Annotated in this window: 20 protein-coding genes; 3 read left to right on the top strand and 17 right to left on the bottom strand. The window is 68.9% G+C overall.

What is annotated here, in order from left to right; translation table 11 throughout:
* Window positions 1-6: 6 nt before the first annotated feature.
* From CKO31_RS07110 to CKO31_RS07080, 7 genes are all read right to left on the bottom strand, one after another.
* Complete coding sequence (locus tag CKO31_RS07110) at window positions 7-2,352, bottom strand: ATP-binding protein (RefSeq protein WP_200235383.1); 2,346 nt, start codon at window positions 2,350-2,352, stop codon at window positions 7-9.
* A 65-nt stretch (window positions 2,353-2,417) separates the two neighbouring features.
* On the bottom strand, window positions 2,418-4,070 hold the full coding sequence (locus tag CKO31_RS07105; RefSeq protein WP_200235381.1) for a response regulator: 1,653 nt from the start codon (window positions 4,068-4,070) through the stop codon (window positions 2,418-2,420).
* 335 nt (window positions 4,071-4,405) lie between these two features.
* Complete coding sequence (locus tag CKO31_RS07100; RefSeq protein ID WP_200235379.1) at window positions 4,406-4,849, bottom strand: SUF system Fe-S cluster assembly protein; 444 nt, start codon at window positions 4,847-4,849, stop codon at window positions 4,406-4,408.
* Between the two features lie 94 nt (window positions 4,850-4,943).
* Window positions 4,944-6,296 (bottom strand): Fe-S cluster assembly protein SufD, encoded by a 1,353-nt coding sequence (gene sufD, locus CKO31_RS07095; protein WP_200235377.1) that lies wholly within the window; start codon window positions 6,294-6,296, stop codon window positions 4,944-4,946.
* On the bottom strand, window positions 6,293-7,045 hold the full coding sequence (gene sufC / locus CKO31_RS07090; protein ID WP_200235375.1) for a Fe-S cluster assembly ATPase SufC: 753 nt from the start codon (window positions 7,043-7,045) through the stop codon (window positions 6,293-6,295). Before sufC ends, sufD begins: the two co-directional genes overlap by 4 nt.
* 226 nt (window positions 7,046-7,271) lie before the next feature.
* A complete protein-coding gene (gene sufB, locus CKO31_RS07085; RefSeq protein ID WP_200235373.1) occupies window positions 7,272-8,780 on the bottom strand; it encodes a Fe-S cluster assembly protein SufB in 1,509 nt (502 codons plus the stop codon).
* Between the two features lie 725 nt (window positions 8,781-9,505).
* Entirely contained in the window at window positions 9,506-13,072 is a 3,567-nt protein-coding gene (locus CKO31_RS07080; RefSeq protein WP_200235371.1) for a PAS domain-containing protein, read from the bottom strand.
* A gap of 556 nt (window positions 13,073-13,628) precedes the next feature.
* Between CKO31_RS07080 and CKO31_RS07075 the strand changes: the two genes are divergently transcribed.
* Both CKO31_RS07075 and CKO31_RS07070 read left to right on the top strand, forming a co-directional pair.
* A complete protein-coding gene (locus CKO31_RS07075) occupies window positions 13,629-14,729 on the top strand; it encodes an ABC transporter ATP-binding protein (protein ID WP_200235369.1) in 1,101 nt (366 codons plus the stop codon).
* A gap of 147 nt (window positions 14,730-14,876) precedes the next feature.
* A complete protein-coding gene (locus CKO31_RS07070) occupies window positions 14,877-16,028 on the top strand; it encodes a RuBisCO large subunit C-terminal-like domain-containing protein (RefSeq protein ID WP_200235367.1) in 1,152 nt (383 codons plus the stop codon).
* A gap of 323 nt (window positions 16,029-16,351) precedes the next feature.
* On the opposite strand, the gene CKO31_RS07065 is transcribed toward CKO31_RS07070, so the two are convergent.
* The 6 genes from CKO31_RS07065 to CKO31_RS07040 all read right to left on the bottom strand — a co-directional run bounded on the left by CKO31_RS07065 (window position 16,352) and on the right by CKO31_RS07040 (window position 22,470).
* A complete protein-coding gene (locus CKO31_RS07065; protein WP_200235365.1) occupies window positions 16,352-17,647 on the bottom strand; it encodes an MFS transporter in 1,296 nt (431 codons plus the stop codon).
* A 55-nt stretch (window positions 17,648-17,702) separates the two neighbouring features.
* Complete coding sequence (tilS, locus tag CKO31_RS07060; RefSeq protein ID WP_200235363.1) at window positions 17,703-19,109, bottom strand: tRNA lysidine(34) synthetase TilS; 1,407 nt, start codon at window positions 19,107-19,109, stop codon at window positions 17,703-17,705.
* Window positions 19,110-19,168: 59 nt separating this feature from the next.
* The gene (locus CKO31_RS07055) at window positions 19,169-20,125 is read right to left on the bottom strand and encodes an acetyl-CoA carboxylase carboxyltransferase subunit alpha (RefSeq protein ID WP_200235361.1); all 957 of its coding nucleotides are present in this window, start codon (window positions 20,123-20,125) and stop codon (window positions 19,169-19,171) included.
* Between the two features lie 218 nt (window positions 20,126-20,343).
* Entirely contained in the window at window positions 20,344-20,502 is a 159-nt protein-coding gene (locus tag CKO31_RS07050) for a hypothetical protein (RefSeq protein WP_200235359.1), read from the bottom strand.
* A 73-nt stretch (window positions 20,503-20,575) separates the two neighbouring features.
* Window positions 20,576-21,808, bottom strand: coding sequence for a DNA polymerase IV (dinB, locus tag CKO31_RS07045; protein WP_242475214.1), 1,233 nt, complete (start codon window positions 21,806-21,808; stop codon window positions 20,576-20,578).
* 32 nt (window positions 21,809-21,840) lie between these two features.
* On the bottom strand, window positions 21,841-22,470 hold the full coding sequence (locus tag CKO31_RS07040) for a L,D-transpeptidase (protein WP_242475213.1): 630 nt from the start codon (window positions 22,468-22,470) through the stop codon (window positions 21,841-21,843).
* A gap of 127 nt (window positions 22,471-22,597) precedes the next feature.
* Here CKO31_RS07040 and CKO31_RS07035 point away from each other — a divergent pair, with 127 nt between their 5' ends.
* On the top strand, window positions 22,598-22,969 hold the full coding sequence (locus tag CKO31_RS07035) for a nitrous oxide-stimulated promoter family protein (protein ID WP_242475212.1): 372 nt from the start codon (window positions 22,598-22,600) through the stop codon (window positions 22,967-22,969).
* A gap of 89 nt (window positions 22,970-23,058) precedes the next feature.
* Here the strand turns inward: CKO31_RS07035 and CKO31_RS07030 are convergent, their stop codons facing one another.
* From CKO31_RS07030 to CKO31_RS07015, 4 genes are all read right to left on the bottom strand, one after another.
* The gene (locus tag CKO31_RS07030; protein ID WP_200235355.1) at window positions 23,059-23,634 is read right to left on the bottom strand and encodes an NnrU family protein; all 576 of its coding nucleotides are present in this window, start codon (window positions 23,632-23,634) and stop codon (window positions 23,059-23,061) included.
* Between the two features lie 60 nt (window positions 23,635-23,694).
* Window positions 23,695-24,807: an AI-2E family transporter gene (locus CKO31_RS07025; protein WP_200235465.1), complete on the bottom strand. Its 1,113-nt coding sequence runs from the start codon at window positions 24,805-24,807 to the stop codon at window positions 23,695-23,697.
* A 180-nt stretch (window positions 24,808-24,987) separates the two neighbouring features.
* Complete coding sequence (locus tag CKO31_RS07020) at window positions 24,988-25,422, bottom strand: hypothetical protein (protein ID WP_242475211.1); 435 nt, start codon at window positions 25,420-25,422, stop codon at window positions 24,988-24,990.
* Between the two features lie 12 nt (window positions 25,423-25,434).
* Complete coding sequence (locus CKO31_RS07015; RefSeq protein WP_200235353.1) at window positions 25,435-26,349, bottom strand: LysR family transcriptional regulator; 915 nt, start codon at window positions 26,347-26,349, stop codon at window positions 25,435-25,437.

Here is a 26,349-nt window from a genome sequence, read left to right as displayed (position 1 = left end):
AGCGGGTCAGGCGGTGGGATCAGTTTGCGGCCTGGGCTGCGGCGGCTGCGCCGCGGCCTTGGCGTCGCCCGGGTGGGTCTCATGCAGGCCCAGCTCATGGAGTGTCCCCGCCAAGGCCTGCCTGACCTCGCGCTCCAGCCCGCGGGCCCGGGGCGAATCCAGCTCAAAGGGCCGGAGACTGCGCAGGCGCCGCACGGCACCCACGAGGCGCAGGGCCCCGATCTCGCCGGCGCTGCCCTCGAGCGCGTGCACCGACCGGCGCAGGGCCGGGTAATCGCCGATCTGCAAGGACTCAGCGATACCGGCCATCGCGGTGTGCGCGTCCCCCTGGAAGCCCGAGAGCAGCTCCTCGAAGAAGTTGCTCCCCTTGCCGAGCCGCCGCAGCTCGGCCACCTTGTCGGCATCCAGCAGGGGCTCGACCGCCGCCGCGCGCGAGCTGCTGCTGACAGGCTGGGCAGCTGCTGGCGCGGGCGAGCGACTGCCGAGCGACTGCGCACCCGCCGGCGCGCCGCCACCGACTGGCGCGGGTCGCTGCCTGCGGGCGACGCGGGCAATGGTATCGAGCAGCCCACGCCCCTCGACGGGCTTGGTGAGATAGGCATCGACCCCGGCGGCCTGTGCTTCGGCAAAGGCGTCTTCCGTCGCGTCGGCAGAGAGAATGATGGTGGGGATGGGCGCCTGCGGGCGCATGAAGCGCTGTGCCCGAAACACCTCTAGGCCGCCGCGACCGGGCATGTTCTTGTCCAGTACCAGCAGGTCCGGCGCATCGCCATCCGACTCAAGCGCGTCCAATGCGGCCTCGCCGTCGGTCACCAGCGTCAACCGATGCCCGGCGCGCTCCAGCATGGCCCGCAGCACCTGTCTGTTGGTGTCATTGTCCTCGGCCACGAGCAGCCGCAGCCCGCCGGCCGGGAGCTGGCGGCGATGGTGGTCTGCGAGCGAGATAATGTTCTCCGCCTCCGGCGGAGATCCTGATACAGAGGCAGTCGTGGACGCTTCCACGTGCTCTTCCCGCGCAGCGGTCTGCATCTCCTGGGAGCGCGCGAGCGGCAGCTCGAGCCAAAAGACAGAGCCCTGCCCCAAGCTGCTGCGAAAATCGATGCGTCCCCCCATCAGCTGCACCAGCTCGCGGGCGATGGCGGTGCCGAGGCCGGTACCGCCGTAGAGGCGGGAGGTATCGGTATTGGCCTGGCGGAAGCTCTCGAAAATATGGGGCTGATCCGCCACGGCGATACCGATGCCGGTGTCTTCGACTTCGAAGCGAACCGGCACCCGCTGCGGCGACGCCCCCTCATCGTCACCTCGCAGCACGCGCACCGTGACGCTGCCGGTCTCGGTGAACTTGATGGCGTTGCCGAGCAGATTGATGAGCACCTGGCGGATATGCAGTGTATCGCCGCACAGCTGCTGCGGCAGCTCGGGGTCGAGCTGCACATCCAATGCGATCCCTTTACGCTTGGCCTCTGCGCCGAACATGGCAACCGTCTCCATCACGAGACGCTCGATATCGAAATCCCCGGAGACGATGTTGATGCGACCTGCCTCGATCTTGGAGAAATCCAGGATCGATTCGATGATCCCGAGCAAGGTGCGCCCCGAGGCGTGGATGGTGCGCACGAACTCTCGCTCCTGCCCCCGCAAGTCGGCATCCAGCAACAGCTCGCTAAGGCCGATGACGCCGTTGAGCGGCGTACGCAGCTCGTGGCTCATCTTCGCGAGGAAACGGCTTTTCGCTGAGCTCGCGAGCTCGGCCTGACGCATCGCGCGACGCAGCTTACCGAGGAGCGCCCCGACATAGGCGGGAATAATCAACAGCACCAGCAGATAGCTGAGTGCGAAGAAGGGATGGGCGTGCCAGTAGGGCGAGTTGAGCGCCGCCAGCGTGAAGCCCGCGAGGCTCAGCAACGTGGCCAGAGCAAGATAGCGGGCGTCGTAGCGAAAGCCATTGCCAACGATGACCCACAGATAGATGCCGAGCAGCGGTGCTCCGGCCTCCCCCGCAATAGCCATGGTCACCGAGGTGGCGGCAATGTCGAGCAGAATCCCGAAGCTGCGCCGCAGAGGTATCGGCCCCAAGCCGACGAATGCAGCCGCCAGCAACAAGAGCGCCGATCCGAGGAACAGGCCCGCGATCCAGCGCACCATGAGCACGATGTAGTCGGGCAGCCCCTCGCTGCCGGCGGTGACCATGTACAAGACCGCGATGCCACCCAGCACCACCCGGATGATGGCCTGTTCCTGCTCGGCAGTACTGGCGCGCAAGCGCGCGAGCAAAGGGCTCAGCAGCCGCTGGCGGCCATCTGTGGTGACCCCGTCGGTCGCTTGTCGATCACGGTTCCGCGCCATCGCCATCGCCGTATCCCGAGTTGGTCCACAGCAGCGCGCGGCACGGCGTGGTCAGCGCCCCCGTACCGCCGTCAGTCGCCGGCAGGGGGCGCTGCCGATGCCCCGCGCACGCTCACGCGGCGAATGGTCTCCAAGAGCAGTCCGACATCGTCGCTCTTGCACAGGTAGGCGGCTGCACCGGCGGCGAGCATGGCTTGCGAGCGATCCGAGGGCTCATGCATGGACAACCCGATCACCTGTACGCTCGGCCAGCGCGCCTTGATGCGTCTCGTGGCCTCCAGCCCGTCCATGCGCGGCATCGAGACATCCATCAGCACCATATCGGGCTGCGAGCGCTCCACCTCGGCGATCGCCTCCAAGCCATCGCTGGCCTCGCCGCTGACGGTGATGCCGGGCTCTCCCGCCAACATGGCGGACAATGCTCGGCGCATCATAGCGTGATCGTCCGCCAGCAGAATACGCAGGGGGGCCGGCGAAGCGACGGACACCGCGGGCGCCGGAAGCACCTCCGAGAACGCTGCACCCACATCGGAATCGCATGCCGCGGCATCTCCGCCCGCATCGGCATCGCCACCGAGCGGGGCTGTCATTTCCACCCGGGTACCCCTGCCGACTTCGCTCGCGACCCGCAGCTGGCCGCCGAGCATGTGCAGCCGCTCGCCCATGGAGAACAGGCCGAAACCCTCCTCGGGGCTGGTGTCATCGCGCCGAGCTGTCCCATCGAAGCCGACGCCGTCGTCCTCCACCAACAGGCGCAGACGCGCATCGCCACTGCGGAGCAGGCTGAGGCGCGCCCGGTCCGTCTCGGCATGCTTGACGACATTGAACAGGGCCTCCCGCACCGCGTCGAACAGCACACTGCGCACGTCGTCGCTGGCGGGCGCCGCGGCAGCATCGAGGCTCAAGGCCACGTCGAGGCCATAGCGGCCCCGCATGCGCCGCGCCAGCCATTCTAGGGCTTCCACGAGGCCCGCCTCGTGCAGGATGGGGGGACTGAGATCCCCCACGAGACTACGCGCCACACCGGTCGCTTGCTGCAGCAGATCGGATGCCCCGGCCAGGGTATCGTGCAACTGCTCCATGCCTTCGCCGGCGGGCAGACGTCGGCCGACGCGCTGCAAGCTAAGCTCTGTTGCCACCAGCAGTTGCTGGAGATCATCGTGGATGACCTGCGCCAGACGCTTGCGCTCGCGCTGCTCGGCGAGGCTCAGCTGCTTGGACAGCCGTGCCAGTTGCTCGCTGCGGCGGCGCAGCTCCTGGTGCGAGAGGCGCAGCATCAGCAAGTTGCGGCAGCGCACTCGGCATTCTTGCTCGTCGATGGGCCGACTGAGAAAATCCGTGGCCCCGGCGTCCAGCGCTTTGTAGCGAACCCGCCGGTCCTCGACAATCGTGACCACGATGATGGGCAGGTCTTCACAGCCGGGCAGCGAGCGCACCCGGCGGATAAAATCCAGCCCGTCCAACCCCGGCATCAGGTAGTCGGTGACGATCAGATCCGGTATCTGGGCCCCGATCTGCTCCAGCGCCACAGCGGCATCGGCAAAGGCCTGCACATCGAGCTGTGCGTCGATGCCGCGTATCACGGCCTCCAGAATCCGCCGCCCGGAGCTCTGGTCATCCACCACCACCACCAAGGGTCGCCCGGACGCGCTGGGCCATACGGGCGACATGTCGAGCGCGGTGGCGACACCGTGTGTGTTGGCGATGGCAGGCTGCGCGCTCACCACTGAGGCATGCGCTCCGTCGGCCTCCAGTGCGACTGCGGCAAGCCCCGTGACAGGAGCGACCCGGGGGAGCCGCGACAATCCCGCCATGGCTCGGGCACCTGCCGCGAGTGGTCTGCGGTCGCCTGCCACAGGGCTAGCATCTGACGGTGGTCCTCTCGATCCAGGTCATAGACCAGATGATAGACCTGGTCACCGACTTGGTCATAGGCTTGGCCAAAAACTTGGTCATAGAAAAAGGGGGGTCGAGCATCGCCAACGTCTCGACCCCTGCGCATCCCGATTTTTCGACCGGGAATACCCCGTGTCAAGCGATTGATAGCGCCCGAGCGGCCTTACAACATCCCGAGCTGGAGCTTGGCCTCGTCGGACATGGTATCCGGGCTCCACGGGGGGTCCCACACCAGCTCGACTTCGACCTCGCCCACGCCGTCGACGGTTTTCACCGCGTCTTTGACCATCACCGGCATCATGCCGGCGACGGGGCAGGCCGGCGCCGTCAGGGTCATGTCGATGGCGATGTCGTTGCCCTCGCCGATGTCGATCTTGTAGATAAGCCCGAGATCGTAGATGTTGACCGGGATCTCCGGGTCATGGACATTTCGCAGCGCCGCGATGATGGGCTCTCGCAGCGCCTCGCCGCCGACACCGGCCCCCGGAGCGCCGGTAGCGCCCGCGGGCGAAGCCGCTGTGGCGGCATCGCCGGCCTCGGTCTCGTCGCGGTCGACGCCTTCTTGATGGCCGGCACCAAAGCCGGCGAAACGCGCAAGTCTATTCATCACTTCACCACCGTTACGACCTGTCAGGACCGAGCCCGAGGGCTCGGACCCGGAACGGGTTTCGGATCGCCTCCCGCGGACAGCCGAGCTGCCCCTATAGCGGCGCGGCCTCCAAGCGGTTGCCGACGGCATCGGCCACATACTCCGCAAGGGCGTCGTTGCCCAGGGCATCGATGATCTCGCCGGCGAATCCGATGCAGAGCATCCGCCGCGCCAGCGCCTGCGGGATGCCGCGGGAGCGCAGGTAGAAGAGCTTCTCCGGCTCGATCTGACCCACGGTCGTGCCGTGGCTGCACTTGACGTCGTCCGCGTAGATCTCGAGCTGCGGCTTGGTGTCCACTTCCGCGCTCTGCGACAGCAAGAGGTTGCGGTTGGACATTTCGGCATCCGTGTGCTGGGCGTCCTTGGCGACATACACCAGCCCGTCGAACACGGCCTTGCCCTTGCCGTGCACCACGCCCTTGAAGTTCTCGCGGCTCGCGCAGTGCGGCAGGCCGTGGTGGACATCCAGGTGGTAGTCCAGCAGCTGTTGGTCGCCGGCCAGGTACAGGCCCTGGAGATTGCAGTCAGCGTACTCGCCGCTGAAGCGGGTCACCACATCGGTGCGTGCCCAGCGTGCGCCGATGCCGACATTGACGCCGTCGTAGCGGCTATTGGCGGCTTGGCTCAGATACACCCCCGAGACGTGAAAGGCGCTGGGGCTCTCCAGCTGCACGCGTCTGTGCTTGAGTGCCGCATCCCGGCCGAGGCGGATCTCCAGCAGGGCGTTGTTGCAGTACAAGGCATCGCCCAGGCTCGCGAAGCGCTCGATGAGCGTCACCTGCGCGCCGTCGTCGAGGCTGATCAAGTGCCGCGGCTGGGCCACGCGCGGCTCGTCCATGCCCACGGATAGATGCAGCAGCTCGACGGGCTTCTCCGCCAGCGTCCCGCGCTTGGCGTGCAGTACCATGCCGTCGTCCAGGCCGGCGGTGTTCAGCGATGCAAAGACATGCGCACCCTCGCCGGCGACGGCGTTGATGCTGTCGGCCAGGGCCGTCGGCGCCTCGGCGAGGCTGGCGCGCAGGCCGTTGATCGTGAGCCCGGACGGCAGGTCCGCCAGGTCGGACAGCTGCGGAGCGAAGCGGCCGTTGACCATGACCACGCGGTGGCTGTCCAGGCCCCGCACCAAGAGGTCGTCGATGTCCTCCGGCAGCAGTGCGCTCAGTGGCTCGTCCACCGGCGTGAAGCCCTGCTCCAGCAGGGCGCGCAGGCCGGTGTAGCGCCAGCCCTCGGACTTGCTGGTGGGCGCGCCCTGGGTGTGTACCCGCTCGGTGGCGTCGGCACGGGCGAGTGCAAGCCACTGCGGCTCATCGGCGCGCGCCACGCTCGGCAGCCAGCTGTCGAACGGCCCGGGCTCCGGTGTCTGCGGCGCCGCCGGGGTATCGGACTTGAGTGCCTGCGCGCTCATGCCGCGGCCTCGTCGACGATCCAGCCGTAGCCCTTCTCTTCCAGCTCCAGCGCCAGCTCTTTACCGCCGGAGCGGATGATGCGGCCCTTGGCCAGCACATGGACATAGTCGGGCTCGATGTAGTCCAGCAGGCGCTGATAGTGGGTCACTACGATCATGGAGCGCTCAGGGCCGCGCAGGGCATTCACACCGTTGGCGACCACCCGCAGCGCGTCGATGTCGAGCCCGGAGTCGGTCTCGTCCAGGATTGCGAGCTTGGGCTCCAGCAGGGCCATCTGGAAGATCTCGTTGCGCTTCTTCTCGCCGCCGGAGAAGCCGACGTTCACCGGGCGCTTCAGCAGCGAGTCGTCCAGATGCAGCACCTTCAGCCGCTCCTTCATCAGGCGCATGAAGGAGACCGCGTCCAGCTCTTCCTCGCCGTGGTACTTGCGCTTGGCGTTCAGCGCGGCCTTCAGGAAATAGGTGTTGTTCACCCCCGGCAGCTCCACCGGATACTGGAAGGCCAGGAACAGGCCCAGGCAGGCGCGCTCTTCGGGGTCCAGGTCCAAGAGGTCTTTGCCCTCGAAGCTGACGCTGCCGCCGGTGACCTCGTAGCCTTCCCGCCCGGACAGCACATGGGCGAGCGTGCTCTTGCCGGAGCCGTTCGGGCCCATGATGGCGTGCACCTCGCCGGCGCCCACATCCAGATCGAGCCCCTTGAGGATCTCTTTCTCGTCGACTTCGGCCTTCAGGCCTTTCACAGACAGCATGTTCGACTCCCAATCGGCTGACGGCATCCGTGCATGTGTCATCGGATGCGGCTTACTTGTCGGTTGACGCCGCGGCAGCACCCAGCGGTGGCGCGGCAGTATTTGCGCGTGGCGACTGGCCCCCGCGACGGGGTCGGCGGCGCTGCCGCCGAGCCGCAGCCGGCAGCGGTAATGGGCTCGTCGGGCGCCCCCGGACCTCGGCCGGTGCGGCGCCCGGTCGGCCCGCTCAGCCCACGGCGCCTTCGAGGCTGATGCTCAGCAGCTTCTGAGCCTCCACGGCGAACTCCATGGGCAGCTCGTTGAAGACCTCCTTGCAGAAGCCGTTGACGATCATGGACACGGCATCCTCTTCTGTCAGGCCGCGGGAGCGGCAGTAGAAGAGCTGATCGTCGCTGATCTTCGACGTGGTGGCCTCGTGCTCCATCTGCGCGCTCGGGTTCTTCACCTCGATGTACGGGAAGGTGTTGGCGGCGCACTTGTCACCGATCAGCAGCGAGTCGCACTGGGTGTGGTTGCGCGCCCCTTCGGCCTTGCCGGCGATGCGCACCAGCCCGCGGTAGGACTGGATGCCCTGCTGGGCCGAGATGCCCTTACTGACGATGGTGGAGCGGGTGTTCTTGCCCAGATGGATCATCTTGGTGCCGGTGTCCGCCTGCTGCTTGCCCTTGGTGACGGCCACCGAGTAGAACTCGCCCACGGAGTTGTCGCCGCGCAGGATGCAGCTCGGGTACTTCCAGGTGATGGCGGAGCCGGTCTCTACCTGGGTCCAGCTGATCTTGGAGTTGTCGCCGCGGCAGTCACCGCGCTTGGTGACGAAGTTGTAGATGCCGCCGCGGCCCTCTTCGTCGCCCGGATACCAGTTCTGCACCGTGGAATATTTGATCTCCGCGTTTTCCAGCGCGATCAGCTCCACCACGGCGGCGTGCAACTGGTTCTCGTCGCGCTGCGGCGCGGTGCAGCCCTCCAGGTAGCTGACGTAGCTGCCCTCGTCGGCGACGATGAGCGTGCGCTCGAACTGGCCGGTCTTGGCCTCGTTGATGCGGAAGTAGGTGCTGAGCTCCATCGGGCAGCGGGTGTTCTTGGGCACGTAGACGAAGGTGCCGTCGGTGAACACCGCGGAATTGAGCCCGGTGTAGTAGTTGTCCGTCGGGGGCACGACGGTACCGAGGTACTTCTGCACCAGCTCTGGGTATTCCTGTACGGCTTCAGAGATGGCGCAGAAGATGACGCCCGCCTCCGAGAGCTTCTCGCGGAAGGTGGTGGCCACCGAGACGCTGTCGAAGACCGCGTCCACCGCGACGCCGGCCAGCGCCTTTTGCTCTTCGATGGGGATGCCGAGCTTCTCGTAGGTCTCCAGCAGCGCCGGATCCACCTCATCCAGGCTCTCGAGCTCCTGCTTCTTCGGGGCCGAGAAGTAGGAGATGGACTGGTAGTCGATGGGCGGGTAGTGCACGGCGGCCCACTTGGGCGTCGGCATGTCGAGCCACTTGCGATAGGCCGCCAGGCGCCAGTCGAGCATCCATCGGGGCTCGCCCTTGCGCTGGGAGATAGTCGCGATGACGGACTCGTCCAGGCCCGGCGGCAGGGTGTCCGACTCGATGTCGGTGACGAACCCGTGCTCGTACTCGGACTTGACGAGATGGCCGTACTCCGCCTCGGCCTCTGCGGCCTTCGAGGAAGTCTGCGCTGCCGTGTTGGCCTCGCCGGTGAGGACATCGTCGGGTGTTGCACTCATGGCTCGCTCCGATTTCTGAGTAGAATACTTGGTTATTGTATTGTGCGTTTGCGCTTATTCAAGGCGCTCGTCGCAAGGAATTTGGCGCCCGAGGGCACGGGCTGGGGGAAGCTGGCGGCAGCCGCCATCGGCGCGAGCAAGGTCAATGCGAGGCGGGCGGGTTTCAAGGCCCCGGCAAGCATGGGCCGGCGCCGTGCCGCGCCAGCCCCCGGCGCGCGCCCAGGACAACGCCCGCTGCAATCGCGCCTATGGGCACGCCGACGCGCACGCGGCAAGGCCGCTCGGCCGCACCCGCCAGCGGTAGTCCCTCGGGAGTTGTTGCAAGCGACAATCATTGGCATGCTTTGACATTGGTGACGGCTTGGACTATTGCGGGCTTGCAGCCAATCGCTGGGGCACGCGCCCTGGGGCCGCGCAGGAGGCTCGCTCCCGGCGCCGCCTAGCACACACGCCAGCCGCCGCCGAGCACACACACCAGCCGGCGCCGAGCCCGCACGCCCACCCCTGGCGGCAGCCACGCGCCGCGCCCTTGCGCGCGTCATTATCGCAGCCGCCGGCGCTGGCGCCAGCATAACGCCCCTGGGATTGTGCCCGGCCTCACGCGTCGGAGCCCGCCTCTGCTGTTCCAACACCGCTGGCCCCGCCGCGGCTGGGAGGATATCGGAGTGTCCGGCGACGGGGCCGGCTTGGTCGGGACAACCAACGCCGGCCCGCGGGGGCCGTGCTCAGACCTCGCCGGTCGGACTCGGCGTCGGCGGCGTGCCCGGCTCGATGCGGCAAAGCGGCAGTTGTGCGCGGATGGTGGCAAGCAGCGCGTCCGCGCCCGCCGTTTTGTCGACGTAGGCAGCGGCTCCAGCGCTCAGCATGGCGGCGGCACGGTCGGCCTCTTGATACATCGACAGCCCGATGACGCACAGGTCGGGGTGTTGCGCCTTGAGGCGCCGGGTCGCCTCCAGTCCGTCCATTTGCGGCATGGAGTAATCCATCAGTACCAGACGGGGCCTCAGCTCATCCACCCGCTCCAGCGCCTGGATACCGTCGCAGGCCTCGCCCACGACCCTCAGGCTCGGCTCGTCGGTCAACAACGCCCGCAGGCCCTGACGGACCATGGCGTGATCGTCCACCAGCAGCACCTCGACCTGTGACTCGGTGCGGGCCTCGGCGAGCCCCTGCGCCCGGGCCGCCGCTGACTCGCCTGCACCCAGTGCTGCGCCCGCGCGCTCTGGGCCATCGGGCGGCGCTCGCAGCACCACCCGCGTGCCCGCGCCCGGGCTGCTTTCGATCTCGCAGCGCCCGCCGAGACAGCGCAGGCGCTCGCGCATGGAGAGGATGCCGAAGCCCGTGCCGTCGCTGTCCGCCGCCGTCAGCCGCGCCGTGTCGAAGCCGCTGCCGGCGTCGCGAACCTCGATGCAGAAGCGCCCGTCGCCGTCGCGATGCACGCAGACCTGTGCCCCCCGGCAGCCGGCGTGCTTGACGACATTGAACAGGGCCTCGCGCACGCATTCGAAGAGCACGCTGCGCACGTCTTCCGGCTGGGTCGGGATATCCGCATCCAGGGCCAGGGACACGCGAAGGCCATGATTGTCTTGCATGGTCCGCGCAAGCCACTCCAGGGCCGCGTCCAGCCCCACCTCGTGCAAGATGGGCGGCCCCAGGTCCGCCACCAGGGTGCGGGCGGACTCCAGCGCCTGGCGCAATAGGTCCTTCAGCGCTGCCAGGGCAGCATCCACCTCGCGGTCATTGCCGGCGGATACACCATCCAGCGCCACCTTTTGCAGCCGGCGCGCAAGGCGCTCCACGCCCATGGTCGCGCCCACCAGGAGCTGCTGGAGGTGATCGTGCAGGACCTTGGCCAAGCGCTCTCGCTCGCGCTGCTCGGCCAGGGTCAGTGCCGAGGTGAGCCGACCCAGCTGCTCGGCGTGGTGCGCCAGGGCACGGTTGGACTCGTGCAGCGCGTCTTCGGCGGCCTTGCGGTCGGTGATGTCCAGGGTCGTGCCCACCACACCGGCGAGCTGTCCGTCGGCACCGTAGAAGGGTCGCGCGAAGGTCTCCAGCCAGCGCCAGGCGCCGTCGGCGCGCCGGCCCCGGCATTGGCCGTGGAAGGACTCGCCCAGGCCGAGCTTGGCATAGAAGGTCTCGCAGTAAGCGTCAAGGTCGTCCGGGTGCAGGATGTCGAGCCACTGTCGGCCGAGGCAGGCATCTTCCGGCAAGCCCACGTATTCACGGTAGGTCTTGTTGACCATGGTGCAGTTCAGATCCGGGTCGTTCACCCAGATCAGCACCGGCAGCTCGTCCGCCATGATGCGAAAGCGACGCTCGCTCTCGCGCAGCGCCGCCTCGGCCTCGCGGCGCGCCTCGCTGCGCTTGCGCTCGGTGATGTCTTCAAAGACCACCAGCGCCCCGAGGTCCCCTACCGACAACGGCGCGGCGCTGACGTTGAGCCAACGCCGCTCGTCCCCCGGCCCCACCAGCACCATTTCCTGATCGCGGGTCGCGACACGCTCCCGGCAGGCCCTCACCGACGCATACTCGGCCGCCGGCAGCGGCGTGCCGTCCGGGCGCTGGATGGACCACTCCGGGCCGTCGATGTGCCGACCGGTCTGCTCCGCCACGCCGACGCCCAACATCTGCTCGGAAACCGGATTGGTCTCGACGATGGCGCCATCGCGATCGCAGACGGTGATGCCGAGGGGGAAATGCCGGAACAATGCCTGGTACTTATCCAGCGCCAAGTCCCGCGCCGCCTGCTCCGCCACCCGCCGTGCCTCCACGTCGATGAGCACCCCGAGCTCCCGTGCCGACTCCAGCTCCTCGTCCAGCCAGCGGCGCGCTTGTAGGCGCACGGTCTCGCACCATGCCGCGAAGGACTTGCGCGGGTTGATGCGGCCATCCGCGCCCGTGAGCACGGCTTCGTGCGGGCTGCCACCCCAAGTCGCCTCCCGCAGCAGCTCACCGCGGAAAAAGATCAGCTTGAGGCCCGTATCGACGGCCAAGGGCTGCATCAACAGGCCGGCGGCGGTGGCGGCGAGGTCTTCGGTGTCCGGCAGCTCCCGGCTCAGGCAGTCCGTGGCGAACACCTGCATGCCGGGGCTGCCCACGCGCTCGGCGAGGGTCGCGGCGATTTGCCCGCAGCGCTCGGGTGCCGGCGTCGCTCCGCCGGTGACGATGCGCTCGGCCGCCACCAAGGCGACACCGTCGGCAGCCACCGCGCCCAGTACATCGGGCAGCCGGGGCCCGCGAATCAGCTCCGCGAGCCCGGCGCCGGCGCGCATGCCGGTGACCACCCGCTCCCGGCAGGCTTTGAGGCGGGCGCGGCGGCGGGCGGCCGCCCGCGCCTCCACCAGGGCGATCTGCGTGGCAAGGTCCTGCGCCAGCCATCCCACCAGCTCGCGCAGCTTGCCGGGGAGCACGCGCGGGCTGTGGTGATGGCAGGCCACCAGCCCCCAGAGCCGATCCTCGACCATCAGGGAGCCTGTGAGCGTGGCTTGCACGCCCATGTTGTGCAGGTACTCCAGGTGCACCGGCGAGACGGCACGCAGGGTGCTGAGGGAGAGATCCAGCGGCTGGCCGTCCGCGGCATCGGGCGCCGTCAGCAGCGCGGCCGCAGGTGCCTCGACGTCGCTGATGACGCGCGTGGGACTGCGTTGATAGAGGGCGCGCGCCTGCGCGGGGATGTCCGATGCCGGATAGTGCAGGCTGAGATAGGGCTCGCAGTCGCCCGTGCGCGACTCGGCGACCACCTCGCCGTGCCAATCCACCGGGTCGAAGCGGTAGATCATGGCCCGATCATAGCCGGTGAGGGTGCGAAACAAGTCCGCGGCGGCGGCGAGCTTGCGCTCGAGGTCCGCCTCGGCGCGAGCTCGCTGCATGCGTGCCAGCGCCTGCGTGGCCCGGGCCTCCGTCTCCGCCGCCGACCACGCCGGCGGGTCCGGCTCGAGATCCAGTACCAGCCGCCCGCCGCTGCGGTGCAGGGCGCACCAGAACGCGGGCCCGCCGGCGGGGCCGGGCCGCCAGGGGAAAGCAACGGGCTGAGCGGAATGCAGCCCGGCGTCCACCGCCGTGCGCACGGCCGCCGCGAGCCCGCCGCCGACGGCCGCATCCAGCGGCCTACCCAGCAGGGCCCGCGGCGCTCGGCCAAGCACCTCACCGGTGTTGGCGGATGCCCGCTCCACCACCAGGGCTGCACCCGTCAGCGCCAGCAGGGCGCCGTGCGACTGGGCGGCCTCCGGAAATTCGACGGGCTCGCAATCACAAAGACTGAGGTCGGGCTCAGGGGTGGCTGCTGGTGTCACGGCTGGCATTGGCTCTTGTGTTTGGCGGGCTCGACCCGGCGCGCGGTCGGCCTGCGGGAATTGCCTGCAAGGGCGCATGATCCGCACTCTGTCCCAGTTGCCGGACGCACCGGCTGCGAGGGCGTTGCACGATTACAACAGCACGCCCGACCCACGCCCAGCTTCGAACGACGACTGAGCGTAAATCCCTGAGCAGGTGTCGGCAGCGCAGACCAGACCCGTTGCCGGACTTGCCGGACGGACCTCAAGTTGGGCTCAGCCCCAGTCCTCACCCCGACGCTTTGGGGCAGCTACTGGGCGGCAGCCATTGGGCGGCAGCCACTGGCATGTAAAGCAATCCCGACACGTCGAGGCCCGAAGCCCGGGCGGGCGGCTCCCGGGCGGCTGGGCGGCTGGGGCCTGTGATCGCTCGCGCGGATGGTCGATAATGTTGGGCTTACCTTGGCCTCGCCCGCCCCGAGGGCAGGCAGCCAAGATCCCATCGAGACTGCGCCGAGCCCGCGATCCGGAGCCCGCCGCGGCCCGTGCACACGCCTGTCTTCCCCGCGCGAGCCCTATGCCACCCGCCCAGGACGCCGCCGTCAACGTCGCCCCGGATACCAGTGCCGCCGCGAGCCAGCTCTCGGTGCTGGACGTGAGCGTCGCCTACGGCGACACCACCGTGGTTCAGGACGTCTCCTTCGTGCTGGCGGCCGGCAACATCGGCTGCCTGCTCGGCCCCTCCGGCTGCGGCAAGACGACGCTGCTGCGCGCCATCGCCGGTTTCGAGCCCCTGAGCCACGGCGAGATCCGCCTCCATGGCGAGCAGGTGTCCCGACCCGGCTTCACGCTAGCCCCGGAGCAGCGCCGCATCGGCATGGTCTTTCAGGACTTCGCTCTGTTTCCGCATCTGAGCGTCAGCGGCAACATCGCCTTCGGCCTGCGCGGCCAGCCCGCCGCCGCGCGGCGCCGGCGGGTGGGCGAGCTGCTGGAGCTGGTGGGCCTCACCGGCGCCGCCCGCCAATATCCGCACGAGCTCTCCGGCGGCATGCAGCAGCGGGTGGCCCTGGCGCGGGCCATGGCGCCGCGCCCGCAAATGCTGTTGCTGGACGAGCCCTTCTCCAGCATGGATGCGGACCTGCGCGAGCAGATCGCGCGCGAGGTGCGCGATGTCCTCAAGCGTGAAGGCGTCACCGCCATCCTGGTGACGCACGACCAGCTGGAAGCCTTTGCGATGGCAGACCTGATCGGCGTCATCGGCGGCGGCCGGGTACACCAATGGGGCTCCGGCTTCGGCCTCTACCACGAGCCCGCGGACCGGTTCGTTGCGGACTTCATCGGTCAGGGCGTGCTGCTGCCGGCCACGGTGCACGACGAGATCCGGGTCAAGACCGAGCTTGGGCGCGTCGCCGGGGAGCACCCGCACGGCCTCGCGCCGGGAGCCTCGGCGGAGGTGCTGATCCGCCCGGACGACATGATCTACGACGAATCCAGCCCCAGACGGGCCGTCATCGTCGAGCGCGCCTTCCGCGGCGCCGAGTTCATGTACACGCTCAGGCTCGCCAGCGGCACCGAGGTGCTCTGCCTCGTACCCAGCCACTACCGCCATGCCGTGGGCGAGGAGATCGGTGTGCGCCTGCAGGCGGATCACCTGGTGGTGTTTCCGGTGTGCGAATGAGGGCGGAGTACGGAGGGCGGAGTGCGGAGTGCGGAGTGCGGAGGGCGGAGTGCGGGGTGCGGGGTGCGGGGTGCGAGGTACTCGTTACTCGCTACTCGTTACTCGTTACTCGTTACTCGTTACTCGCTACTAGGTACGAGACCTGATATGTCCATTGATGATCCCGTGGCGCTCGCGCTGAGCGGTGCGCGCTTTGCCGGGCGCTATCGCATTCGCGCCGACGATGAGGCCGCGGCGCTTGCCCGTGCCCGCGAGATCTGCCTGGAGCAGACCGTGGAGTTTCCGGACGCGCTGATCCCCAACGCGGCGATCCGCGAGCAGATCGTCGGCGCCCCGGATGCGCCAGTGGCCGCCGACGGCGCCTGGGATGTGACCATCCGCTATCCAGTGGAGGCCGCCGGCGGCGAGCTGACCCAGCTCGTCAACGTGCTCTTCGGCAACGTCGCCCTGCAGCCGGGCGTGCGGCTGATGGACATCGACCTACCCGAATCCCTGGCGGCCCAGTTCGCAGGCCCTCGCTTCGGCATCGCCGGGCTGCGCCGGCTGCTGGGCGTGGCGGATCGCCCTTTGCTCTGCACCGCGCTCAAGCCCATGGGGCTGTCGTCCCGGGCTCTGGCACAGCTCGCCTACGAGCTGGCCTGCGGCGGCATCGACCTGATCAAGGACGACCACGGCCTCGCCGATCAGCCCTTCTCGCCCTTCGATGAGCGCGTACCCCGCTGCGCCGAGGCAGTAGCCCGCGCCAACCGCGAGACCGGCCGCCGTTGCCTCTACCTGCCGAACGTCACGGCATCGGCGACGGCGGTGCAGGCACGCGCCCGCGCCGCCCGCGAGTCCGGCGCCGGCGGGCTTTTGTTCTGCCCCGGACTCACCGGCCTCGACCCCATGCGCGCGCTCGCCGCCGATGCGGACCTGGGCCTGCCCATCCTGAGCCATCCGGCCTTCGTCGGCGGCCTTGCGCTCGGCCCGGACGCGGGTCTCGCCCCGCGGGTGCTCTACGGCCAGCTGAACCGCCTCGCCGGCGCCGATGCGGCCATCTTCCCGCATCTGGGCGGGCGCTTTGCCTTCTCAGCGGACGACTGTCAGGCCATTGCCGCCGGCTGCACCGACGCCATGGACGGTTTCTCGGCCATCTTCCCCGTCCCCGCCGGCGGCATGAAGCTCGCCCGGGTGCGCGAGCTGTGCGATTTCTACGGCCGCGACTGCATGCTGCTCATCGGCGGCGACCTGCACGCCCTGGAGCCCGACGAGGACCTGGTGCAGCGCTGCCGGCGCTTCGTGGCGCTGGCCGCCGGCTGACACCCGCAACGGCACTTGCCGACCCGTGGGAGCGGCATCCTTGCCGCGAGATCAGCGCGACACGGCACCGGCGGTCGTCGCGGCCGGAGGCCGCTCCCACGGTTGGCTGGTCGTTTCGCGGCTCGGATAAACCTAGATCGGGTCTTTGAGCCACGAAGAGCACGAAGGGGCTCAGCAGGATACGCAAGCTCGCGTCTTCACCCGCCGGGTGAGCGAGATGCCTGCGAGGCTTACCTTCAAGCGCCTGTCTTTCTTGGTGTTCTGCTTCGTGACCTTCGTCTGCCTCGTGGTTGGCTGCTCTCTTTAGGTTGAATGCCGCGCTCTCAATCCGCGGCCTTGGGCCCGGCGCGCAGCAGCGGCAGCACCAGCAACGAGCCCAGCACCATGGCCGCAGCGGCGAGGTAGAGCACGGCATCAAAGCCGAAGCGGCTCGCCAGCACGCCGGCGCCGAAGGCGGCCGCCACGCTGGCGAGCGCCGTGGTGGAATTCAAAATGCCCACGGCCTCCCCTTCGTTCATGGTAGAGAGCTGTGCCGCCCAGGCCGTGCCGGCAACGATGAGCGGCGACCAGGCCACCGGCAGCAGCACGAAGGCGAGCGGCCCCAGCACGGCCACGCCGGCGGGCTGCCAGATCGCCAGCGCCGCCATGGTGCCAACGGAGGCAAGGCTCATGAGACTGCCGATGAGCACCACGGCGCCGTCGCCGATGCGCTGGCCGAGCACGCCGGAGGGCGCATAGGCGAACACACCGATGCCGGCACCGATGGCGTAGTAGACGGACGAGGCGCCGGCGCCGACGCCGTAGACCTGCTGCATGAGCAGCGGATAGAGATTGTAGATGAGCCAGGTGCCGAGCATCACCAGCAGCCAGCACAGCATGAACAGCGCATAGGGGCTGCGCAAGTCCGCCAGGAAGCGCCCGAGCAGCGCGCCGCTGGCCGGGCCAATGTGACCGTGCGGCAGGATCTGCCGCGGCGGCGCGTGGTGGCGCGAGGCAGCACCTTCGGCCTGGTGCTGCGCAGGGGACTGCGCAGCGGGCTTCGCGGGCCCCTGCTGCTGCGCGGCCCGGCGCCCCCGAGGCGTGCCCAGCAGGCCGAACAGCAGCCCCGGCAGCATCAGCGCCGCCGACGCCAGCATGCCCAGGGTCGGCGCCTGCTGGAGCAGCGCCGCGAGCCCCAGACCCGCCGCCTGGCCGATGCCGTAGCAGGTCTGCATCCAGCCGATGCGCCGGTCCCATTCCGCCTTGGGCCGGAACTCCACGATGAACATGGACGCCACCGTGTTGGTGGCGGCGACGCCGAGCCCCTGCATCAGGGCCAGCACGAACCACTCCAGCACCGTCTGCGCCAGTGGGAAGAGGCCGAGACCGACCGCCAGCAGCAGATACCCGGCGGCGTAGATCAGCCGATGCCGCCCGCTGCCGTCCGCAAGCGCGCCGAACATGGGCGCCGCCAGCTGGCCGATGTAGAGCGCGGCGACGACGAGTCCCGCCTCCGCCGGCCCGGCAGCGCCGCCGACGATGAGCGGCAGCAAAATGGGCGCGGTGCCGAGCACCACCACGCCCTGAAAGGCATAACCCCCGTACCAGGGGGACATGGACGCAAAGGGTTCCCGTGCCATCGTCGACCGCTCCCGACTGCCTATTCCAATATCGGGCGAAACCCTGCCACAGGGATCACCGGCTGTCGATGTGTGTGTTCTCCAAATGCGTCACGAGCCACCCCTGCGCCGCCCAGGGATGCCCTTGCCACCGCAGCCACGCGAGTCCGCCGCCGCAGAGCCGCACGCCGCCGACCCCGGCCAGGCGGTCGTCCAGCACCAACAGCGGCACATAGGGCCTGAGCCAGGCCGGGATGCCGGCCTCCTGGAAAACGGCCTTGAGGTCTGCCGAGGGGCGCGCCAGCCGCGCGCAGCGCAGTCCGGCTGCCGCGAACTGGACACTGATCCGAGCGTTGGCAACGGTCGGCTCCCGGGTGCGGCCCAAGGCGGGGTCCAGACCCCAGCTCAGCGCGCCCAGCGGCCCCGGCAGCGCCAGCGCGCAGGCCCCGGGGGCTGGCAGCAGCGGCCCGGCGGGCGGCGGCGGCAGCGGTGCGAGCGCGTGCAGTGCATCCCGGTGGCGGCGCACTTCACAGCCGGGCCAGGCGACCAGGGGCTGGCGGTCCGCCGCGGCGGGCAGCAGCTCCGCGGTAATACGCCGCAGGCGCTGCGTATCCGGCAGCGGGAAGCCCCGCCGGCCGAGCCACCGCCGCAGCACCAGGCGCTGCTTGGGACCCGCCAGCCGACGCAAACCGGCAACCGACAGCGCGACGGGCAACCCCTCCGCGCCCGCGGTCCCGGCGCCTAGCCCCGCCAGCAGCTCGTCGGCCAGCTCATCCAGCAGCCCCGCCGCCTCCGCACAGTGGGCGGCGGAGCGCGACAGCGTCTTGTCGAGCAGCGGCCAGCGCTGGCGGAGCTCAGGGACGACCAGATGGCGCAGCCGGTTGCGGTCCAGCATGGGGTCCCTATTGCTCGGGTCTTCCACCCACCGCAGACCCTCGGCTTGGGCATAGGCCGCGAGTGCCGCCCGCGGCAGGTCCAGCAGCGGGCGCAGCAGTGTGCCGGCCCCCAGCGGCGCCTGGGGCGGCATGGCCGCGAGGCCGTGGACGCCGGCGCCGCGCAGCAGGGCCAGCAGCAGGGTCTCGGCCTGGTCGTCGCGATGCTGGGCGGTGGCCAGCATCGCGCCCGGCCGCAGCAGGGCGCGGAAGGCGCCGTAGCGGGCCTCGCGGGCGGCGGCCTCGGGGCCCGAGCCCGAGCCCGAGCCCGAGCCGGGCTGGGGCGCGACGCGGCGGATCTCCAGCGCGACGCCGAGCCCCCCGCAGACCTGCGCACAGTGCCGAGCCCAGTCGTCGGCCGCCGGCTGTAAGCCATGGTGGATATGCACTGCGCGCAAGTCCAGCCGCAGCTCGCGGCGCAGCCCGGCGGCGGCATGCAAGAGCACATGGGAGTCGAGCCCGCCGCTGTAGGCGATCCACAGCCGCCGGCCCGCGGCGGGTGCGAGGGCCGCGGCGAGGCGATCCGGCGTCAGCTCATCGGCGGCCGGCATGGCGCGCTGGCCGTAGCATTGGCAGGGGCGGGTCCGCGGTGCGCCGCGCGCGGACGGTGTCAGTCCTTGAGCCGGCCGTAGCTGCGCAGGCGATCATAGCGGGCCGCCAGCAGCTGATCCATGGACATGGCGTCCAGCTCGCCCAGGGCCTCGATGAGAGTGTCCCGCAGCGAGCCGGCCATGGCGTCCACATCGCGGTGGGCGCCGCCCAGGGGCTCCGGCACCACGGCATCCACCAAGCCCAGGTCATAGAGGCGCGAGGAGGTGATGGCCATGGCCTCGGCGGCGAGCTGGGCCTTGTCGGCGCTCTTCCAGAGGATGGACGCACAGCCCTCCGGGGAGATGACCGAGTAGGTGCTGAACTGGAGCATGATGAGCCGGTCGCCGACGCCGATGGCCAGCGCCCCGCCGGAGCCGCCCTCGCCGGTGACGGTGCAGACGACAGGCACCCGCAGTGCGGACATGACCTGGAGGTTGCGGGCGATGGCCTCGCTCTGACCGCGCTCTTCGGCACCGACGCCGGGGTAGGCCCCGGGGGTGTCGATGAAGGTGAACACGGGCAGGCCGAAGCGCTCGGCCAGCTGCATCAGCCGCAGGGCTTTGCGGTAGCCCTCGGGGCGGGGCATGCCGAAGTTGCGTTGGATTTTTTCTTTGGTGTCCCGGCCCTTTTGATGGCCGATGACCACCACGGAGCGGCCGTCCAGGCGCGCAAGACCGCCGACGACGGCGTGGTCGTCGGCGAATGCACGGTCGCCGTGCAGCTCCTGGAAGTCCTCGAAAATGCGCCCGGCATAATCGAGAAAGTAGGGCCGCAGCGGATGGCGGGACAGTTGCGAGATCTGCCACGGCGTGAGGCCCGAGAAGATTTGCTCGGTCAGGGCGCGGCTTTTGACCTGGAGATGCTCGATCTCCTCGGCGATGTTGATCTCGTTGTCGTCGCCGACGTGCCTGAGCTCCTCGATCTTGGCCTCGAGCTCGGCGACCGGCTGTTCGAAGGGCAGAAAGTTCAGATCCATAACCGCCCAATTCTATCGCGAGTGGAACCCCCGTGGACAGTGCGGTTGCGGCTCGGCCGCCGCTGACCCCGGATGTCCGCGCATGGGCTGGCGGCCCCGGCCTAGGCGCTGGGGCCTGAGCCGGGCGGGACCCCGGGCGCGAGGCTGGGGTGGGAGCTGGGCCCGGGCCCGGGCCTGGGCCTGGGTTTGGGTCTGAGTCTGAGGTCGGCGACCGGGCGTCAGCGTTCCTGCTCGTCGTCCGCATCCGCATCGACGATGCGCACCTGCGGGCGCGTGCTGGACTTGACGCCCTTGGCAGAGCCGTCTCGGGTCAGGGCGATGGCGATGGCGATCATCAGCACGAAGGCGAGGATGAGAACGATGTTCGTCAGCAGCATGAGGGGCTCCGGGGCCGATGTATGGCGGGCGTGATTCTAGCAATCCCGACCGCAGCATGCGCCTTGCTGCGACTCAGCCCGGGTCGGCATCGCGCGGCGCGCTCGTGCTGCCGCCGGCGTCAGCATCGGCCCCGCCCGCGGCTGCGCATCCGGCAAGCCCGAAGCTCAGGGCGCCGTCTCCGAAGCGGGTGTTGACGGCATCCAGGGTGTCGGCAAGCCGGCCGTCGCGCTCCTGTGCATCGGCCGCCTCGAACAGGTCCCGCTGGCGCGGCGGCGAGCAAGACGCGGGCGGCGACAGCGCCGCCAAGCCGACGCCGATGAGCCGCACCGGCGCCTGCGGCAAACCGCTGTGCTCGAACAGGTGCCAGGCCTCCGCGAGCAGCACACGCGCACTGTCCGTGGGCGCCGCCAGCCGGCGCTGGCGGCTGTGGGTGACGAAGCCCGCGTAACGCACCTTGAGCGTCACCACGCCCCCGGCGACGCCGCCGGCGCGGGCGGTCTGCGCCACCTCGCCGGCGAGCGCGCGCAGTCGTGTATGCAGCAGCGCCGCATCGATTTGGTCCGCGGCGAAGGTGGTCTCCTTGCTGACGGACTTGCGCGGCGTCTGCGGCGCCACGGCGCTGGCCGCGATGCCATGCGCCTGGGCATGCAGATCGGCGGCGAGGCGCGTCCCCAGGTGGCGCTGCAGCTCGGTGAGCGAGCGCCGGCGCAGATCCGCGACACTCTGGATACCAAGCCGCTGCAGCCGCGGCAGGGTGCGAGGCCCCACGCCGCGCAGCACCGCCACGGGCTGCGGATCCAGGAAGGTCTGCACCTCGGGCGGTGCCACCACGGTGAGACCGTCGGGCTTGTGGTACTCCGAGGCGAGCTTGGCGATGAGCCGGTTGGGACCGATGCCCACCGAGGCCGTGAGGCCACAGGCCTCGCGGATGCGCCGCTTGGCGCGGGCACCGATGGCCGCCGGCGGACCGATAAGGCGCTCCAGGCCGGAGACGTCGATGAAGGCCTCGTCGATGGACACGGGCTCCACCAGCGGCGAGATGGCGTCCAGCTCGCGGCGGATGCACCGGGCGATGGCCGCATAGTGGGCCATGCGGGGTCGCAGATAGACCGCGTGCGGGCAACGGCGATAGGCCTCGGCGATGGGCATGGCCGAGCGGATGCCGAAGCGCCGCGCCTCGTAGGAGCAGGTGGCCACCACGCCGCGCCCGCCCGGGCGTGCACCCACCACCACCGGCAGCCCCCGCAGGCTGGGGTCATCGCGCTGCTCCACGGCGGCATAGAAGGCGTCCATGTCGAGATGCATGATCCAGCGCTCCATGAACGCCCCCGGCGCGCTTACTCCACCACGGTGACGGGATCGCCGACCTTCATGCGGGCGTAGACGAACTTCGCGTCGTCATGGCGCAGGCGCACACAGCCATGGGAGGCGTTCTCGTTCGGCACATAGCCCTCATGCACCCAATAGGGGCCCTTGAACTGCAACGCATAAGGCATGGGCGTCGGCCAGTCGAAGGAGTTGGTATAGCTGCCCGAGCGCTTGTCGATGTCCTTGGCGGTGACCTGGTACTCGCCCCGCGGCGTCGGGTGCTCCTCGACACCGGCGGAGATCTTGCCGGACCAGGTGAGCTGCTTGTCCTCGTAGTATTCGAAGCGGCGCTCGCCGAGCAGAATCTTGAGCGCGCGGCTGTCCGCCGCCGGCAGGCTCGCGGGGTCCGGCGGCGGCGGATTCACCTCCTGGGAGACGGGCGGCAGCCGGGCCTCGCGCCGCGCCGCCGCCGAGACATTGCCGACCGGCGCGCCAGCCTGATCAACGGCGGTGTCGGCAGGGGCACGCGCGCTCGGGGTGCGCGCGGTCTCGGCGGCGATGTCCTCAGGCAGCGGCGGATAGGGCTGGCTGGCGCATGCCGTGAGCAGCAGCAGGGGGAACAGCAGGGGGACGAGCCACATCAGCGGGAGTCTGAGCATCGACGGTGTTTCCTGTTGCTGAGCGACGGCGCCCCGAGCGCCGGCGGACGACTGTCAACCAAGACCGATGTCAATCTTTATTGACAATTGTCAAACCAGGCTGCCTGCCAATGCCCATAATGGCGCCATGCAGATGCGAACCCGACACCCACGTGCCGCTGGTCTGCGCCCCGCCAACCATGGGCGACGCATCGAGCGCGAGCGGCGCACCATCGCAGCGATGATCGCCATCTATTGCCGCGACCATCACGCTGGCGGGCAAGCAGCGCAAGACTGCCCGGATTGCGCCGAGCTGCTGCGCTACGCCAACCAGCGCCTCGACGTCTGCGTCTTCGGCGAGTCCAAGATGCCGTGCAACGACTGCAGCGTGCATTGCTACAGCGAAAGCCGACGCGGTCGCATCGTCAAAGTGATGCGCTACGCCGGCCCGCGCATGCCGCTGCGCCACCCGCTGCTCGGTCTCATGCACTTCGTGGACAAATGGCGGGCGCGCCTTTGAGCCCACGGCTGCGGGCGACCCCTTAGCGCCGACCGGACCCCGCCTGTCCGCACAGCGTCCAACAACGGCGACCGGCGCCTGGCCGCGCGTCAGGCAATGGGCGAGACACCCATGAGCCAGCGGTGCAGGAACAGGATGAAGGCCACGTAGAGGCCGAGCCCGCCGACCACGGCGATGGCGTCGTTCCATTTCCCCACCGGTGCGCGCGGCACCGACGGCTCCTCGCGGCGCTTCAGCGAGATCCGATCCGCCACGGCCCAGACGAGAAAGCCGCCGAAGAGCAGCAGATCCGCCAGCGTGCCATTCGCCAGCAGGTGCGCCGTCGCCCAGATTTTCACGCCCAGCAGCATCGGATGCTTCACGGCGCGCTGGATGCGGCCCGGCAGGTAGGCCGCCAGCACCAGCGTGAAGGCCGGCAGCATCAGCAGCAGCGAGACGTGGCGCATCCACACCGGCGGCGGGTAGAGCAGCACCGGGTCCGCGGCGCGCGCAGCACCATAGCCCAGCACGATGAGCACCAAGCCGATGACGGCAACCGCCCCATAACCGAGCTTCCAAGGGACCTCGCCGAATCTGGCCACGGCCTGGGCTCGCCAGTCCGGGCGCACGATGGACACGGAATGGATACCGAGAAAGAGCACCAGGCCGAGAATCAACTGCAACATGACAAATCCTTCATTTCGTCCGCGGGATGCTGTGCCGCCATAGTCGGTGGGGGCGCCGCCTCAGCCACCGGCAGCCACATCACCGCCGTTGACCAGCGTCGGCTCGGCGCTCGTCCCCGACTGAGCCTCCGCTGGCCGCGGCCAAGCGCTCAGAATGGCCTGCACCACGGTGGCGAGCGGGATGGCGAAGAAGACGCCCCAGAAGCCCCAGATGCCGCCGAACACCAGAATCGCAACGATGATGGCCACGGGGTGCAGGTTCACCACCTCCGAGAACAGCAGCGGCACCAGCACATTGCCGTCCAACATCTGGATGATGAAATAGGCCACCGACAGCCACAGGAACTGCGCCCCCCAGCCCCACTGGAACCAGGCGATGAGCAGCACGGGCACGGTCACCACCGTGGCGCCGATATACGGGATGATCACGGACAGCCCCACGAGCAGCGCGAGCAGCATCGCGTAGTTGAGGCCGAAGGCGGAGAAGGTGATGAAGCTCACCGCCCAGACGATCAGGATTTCCCAGAACTTGCCGCGCACATAGTTGGACAGCTGGCGGTCCACATCCCGCCAGACGCTGCCGGCAACGGCGCGATGGCGCGGCAGATAGCGCTGGAACCAGCCGAGAATCAGGTGCTTGTCCTTGAGCAAAAAGAACACCAACAGCGGTGTCAGAAACAGGTACACCAGCAAGGTAATGACACCCACCAGCGAGGACACGGAGACCGATACCAGGGTCTGGCCATAGCCCACCACCTGTCGGCGCATGGCGTCCATGGCGGCATCGATCTGAGCGGCACTCACCAGCTCGGGATAACGCTCCGGCAGGGCCATGAGCAGGTGCTGCCCCCGGGCCAGCATCTGCGGGAGCTGCTGCACCAGATCCGAGACCTGGCGATACACCAGCGGCACCACGCCCACCAGCACCAAGACGACGAAGAGCAAAAACAGCAGGAACACCACAATCACCGCCAGCAGTCGCGGCCAACCGTGCCGCGCCAGTAACAGCACGAAGCCTTCCAGCAAGTAAGCGATGACGATGCTCGCGAGCACCGGCAGCAGCATGTCGCCGAGCAGCAGCACCACCGCGACGATGCCGGCGACCGATACCGCCAGCACCATCACTTGCGGATCCGAAAAGTGGCGACGGAACCAGTCGCTCAGCACCTGCATGGGGTTGGCGGCTTTGCGCGACGCGTGCTCTCGGCGGGACACAGAAAACGGCTGATGGGGCACTGGCAACCGGCGGACTGCAATGCAGGACTAGCGACGGCGGGTGGACGCCGTCGCCCAGGGAGATACCCGTTCAGTGGCCATCCTGGCCAGAATCGGCACCGCGCTCGACAACGCGGTTTACGAGCGCTCAGCGCCCGTCTCGGTCGTCTTGCCACCCCCCTTGAGGGCTTCGTAGCGCGCCGCGAACAGCGCCTCCAGCTCGTCGACGACGGCAGCGGCCTCGCGCCCTTGCAGTACATGGGCGGCCATCAGCTGCGAGGTCTCTTGCAGCATTGTACCGCTATCCAGCATCGGATAGCTGCGCCGCAGGCGCTTGATGGCGGCGATGACCGTCTCTTGCGCAGGGCGCGGCTCCGGCACCGGCTCCGCGACGGCGACGCGCTCAGCGGCCGACGGCCCTGCGTCATTGCGCTGCGCCAGGAACTCGGCGAAGGCCAGCAGCGTCTCCTGCGAGTCCGACTCCAGGGTGCGGTAGATGCGCAGCAGCCGGCGCTCTTGGGCGGCGACCGGCTGCCCCTGCAGCTGCGTCTGCATCAGGGCCGGGGGCAGCATGAGACTCGGGCGTCAGACGGCATCATAGGATTGATGGTTCTTGCAGTAGGCGCGCGCAAACTCCAGCAGCTCTTCCATGACGCGGAGCTTGAACTTCTGCTTTTGATGGACGAAGGAGAACGGCCGCACCAGCGGCGGATCCAGTGCCAGGGTCACCAGGGTACCCAGCTGAAGCTCCTTTTGCACCGTCGCCTTGGAGACCACGGAGACGCCCATACCCGCCTCGACCGCGCCCTTGACGGCCTCGGGGCTGCCGAGCTCCATGGAGACCTTGAGCCCGGCGGCGCAGTCCGGCAGACCGTCGAGATAGCCGTTGATGACGTCCCGGGTGCCCGAGCCCTCTTCGCGACAGATAAAGGGGTAGTCCAACAAGGCGCTGAAGTGAATTTGCTGCTGTCTTGCCAGCGGATGCCCGGGGGGCACGATGGCCACAAGCTGGTCCTGCTTGCAGGTCTCCACCACCAGGTTTTTGTTCCCGACCGGGGATTCCACCACGCCGAGGTCGATGGCGTTGCTCTCGACCATGGAGACGATGCCGTCGCTGTTCGAGACCTTCAGATGAATGGCGACCTCCGGGTAGCGGGTATTGAAGTCCCCCAGCAGGGTCGGGAGCATGTAGTCGGCGATGGTGGTGCTGGCACCAATGGTCAGCGCGCCGCTGATCTCCCCGGTGAGCTCGCGCACGCCGTTTTCCATCTCGCCGTAGAGCTCGAAGATGCGGTCGGCGTACTCGAACACGCGATTACCGGCATCGGTCAGGCTGATGCGGTTGTGGGTGCGATCGAACAGCCGGGTGTTGAAGTGCTCTTCCAGCTGGCGGACCTGGAAGGTCACCGCGGGCTGCGTCATGTGCAAGGATTCAGCGGCCTTGGTGAAGCTCAACAGCTTGGCCACGGTGTGAAAAACCTGCAACCTGCGGTCGGCCAT

The organism is Thiohalocapsa halophila (assembly GCF_016583825.1).
GTDB lineage: Bacteria > Pseudomonadota > Gammaproteobacteria > Chromatiales > Chromatiaceae > Thiohalocapsa > Thiohalocapsa halophila.
This window is presented reverse-complemented; position numbering and strand designations above follow the sequence as displayed.

What these genes read in the sequence shown, in the direction of transcription:
- dinB (WP_242475214.1), bottom strand. Translation starts at nt 21,808, where the DNA reads ATGCATCTCGACATGGACGCCTTCTATGCCGCCGTGGAGCAGCGCGAT.
- sufC (WP_200235375.1), bottom strand. Translation starts at nt 7,045, where the DNA reads ATGCTGTCTGTGAAAGGCCTGAAGGCCGAAGTCGACGAGAAAGAGATC.
- sufB (WP_200235373.1), bottom strand. Translation starts at nt 8,780, where the DNA reads ATGAGTGCAACACCCGACGATGTCCTCACCGGCGAGGCCAACACGGCA.
- CKO31_RS07065 (WP_200235365.1), bottom strand. Translation starts at nt 17,647, where the DNA reads ATGGCACGGGAACCCTTTGCGTCCATGTCCCCCTGGTACGGGGGTTAT.
- CKO31_RS07020 (WP_242475211.1), bottom strand. Translation starts at nt 25,422, where the DNA reads ATGCTGCCCCCGGCCCTGATGCAGACGCAGCTGCAGGGGCAGCCGGTC.
- tilS (WP_200235363.1), bottom strand. Translation starts at nt 19,109, where the DNA reads ATGCCGGCCGCCGATGAGCTGACGCCGGATCGCCTCGCCGCGGCCCTC.
- CKO31_RS07025 (WP_200235465.1), bottom strand. Translation starts at nt 24,807, where the DNA reads ATGCAGGTGCTGAGCGACTGGTTCCGTCGCCACTTTTCGGATCCGCAA.
- CKO31_RS07030 (WP_200235355.1), bottom strand. Translation starts at nt 23,634, where the DNA reads ATGTTGCAGTTGATTCTCGGCCTGGTGCTCTTTCTCGGTATCCATTCC.
- CKO31_RS07110 (WP_200235383.1), bottom strand. Translation starts at nt 2,352, where the DNA reads ATGGCGATGGCGCGGAACCGTGATCGACAAGCGACCGACGGGGTCACC.
- CKO31_RS07075 (WP_200235369.1), top strand. Translation starts at nt 13,629, where the DNA reads ATGCCACCCGCCCAGGACGCCGCCGTCAACGTCGCCCCGGATACCAGT.
- CKO31_RS07100 (WP_200235379.1), bottom strand. Translation starts at nt 4,849, where the DNA reads ATGAATAGACTTGCGCGTTTCGCCGGCTTTGGTGCCGGCCATCAAGAA.
- CKO31_RS07035 (WP_242475212.1), top strand. Translation starts at nt 22,598, where the DNA reads ATGCAGATGCGAACCCGACACCCACGTGCCGCTGGTCTGCGCCCCGCC.
- CKO31_RS07040 (WP_242475213.1), bottom strand. Translation starts at nt 22,470, where the DNA reads ATGCTCAGACTCCCGCTGATGTGGCTCGTCCCCCTGCTGTTCCCCCTG.
- CKO31_RS07055 (WP_200235361.1), bottom strand. Translation starts at nt 20,125, where the DNA reads ATGGATCTGAACTTTCTGCCCTTCGAACAGCCGGTCGCCGAGCTCGAG.
- CKO31_RS07015 (WP_200235353.1), bottom strand. Translation starts at nt 26,349, where the DNA reads ATGGCCGACCGCAGGTTGCAGGTTTTTCACACCGTGGCCAAGCTGTTG.
- CKO31_RS07050 (WP_200235359.1), bottom strand. Translation starts at nt 20,502, where the DNA reads ATGCTGCTGACGAACATCGTTCTCATCCTCGCCTTCGTGCTGATGATC.
- CKO31_RS07070 (WP_200235367.1), top strand. Translation starts at nt 14,877, where the DNA reads ATGTCCATTGATGATCCCGTGGCGCTCGCGCTGAGCGGTGCGCGCTTT.
- sufD (WP_200235377.1), bottom strand. Translation starts at nt 6,296, where the DNA reads ATGAGCGCGCAGGCACTCAAGTCCGATACCCCGGCGGCGCCGCAGACA.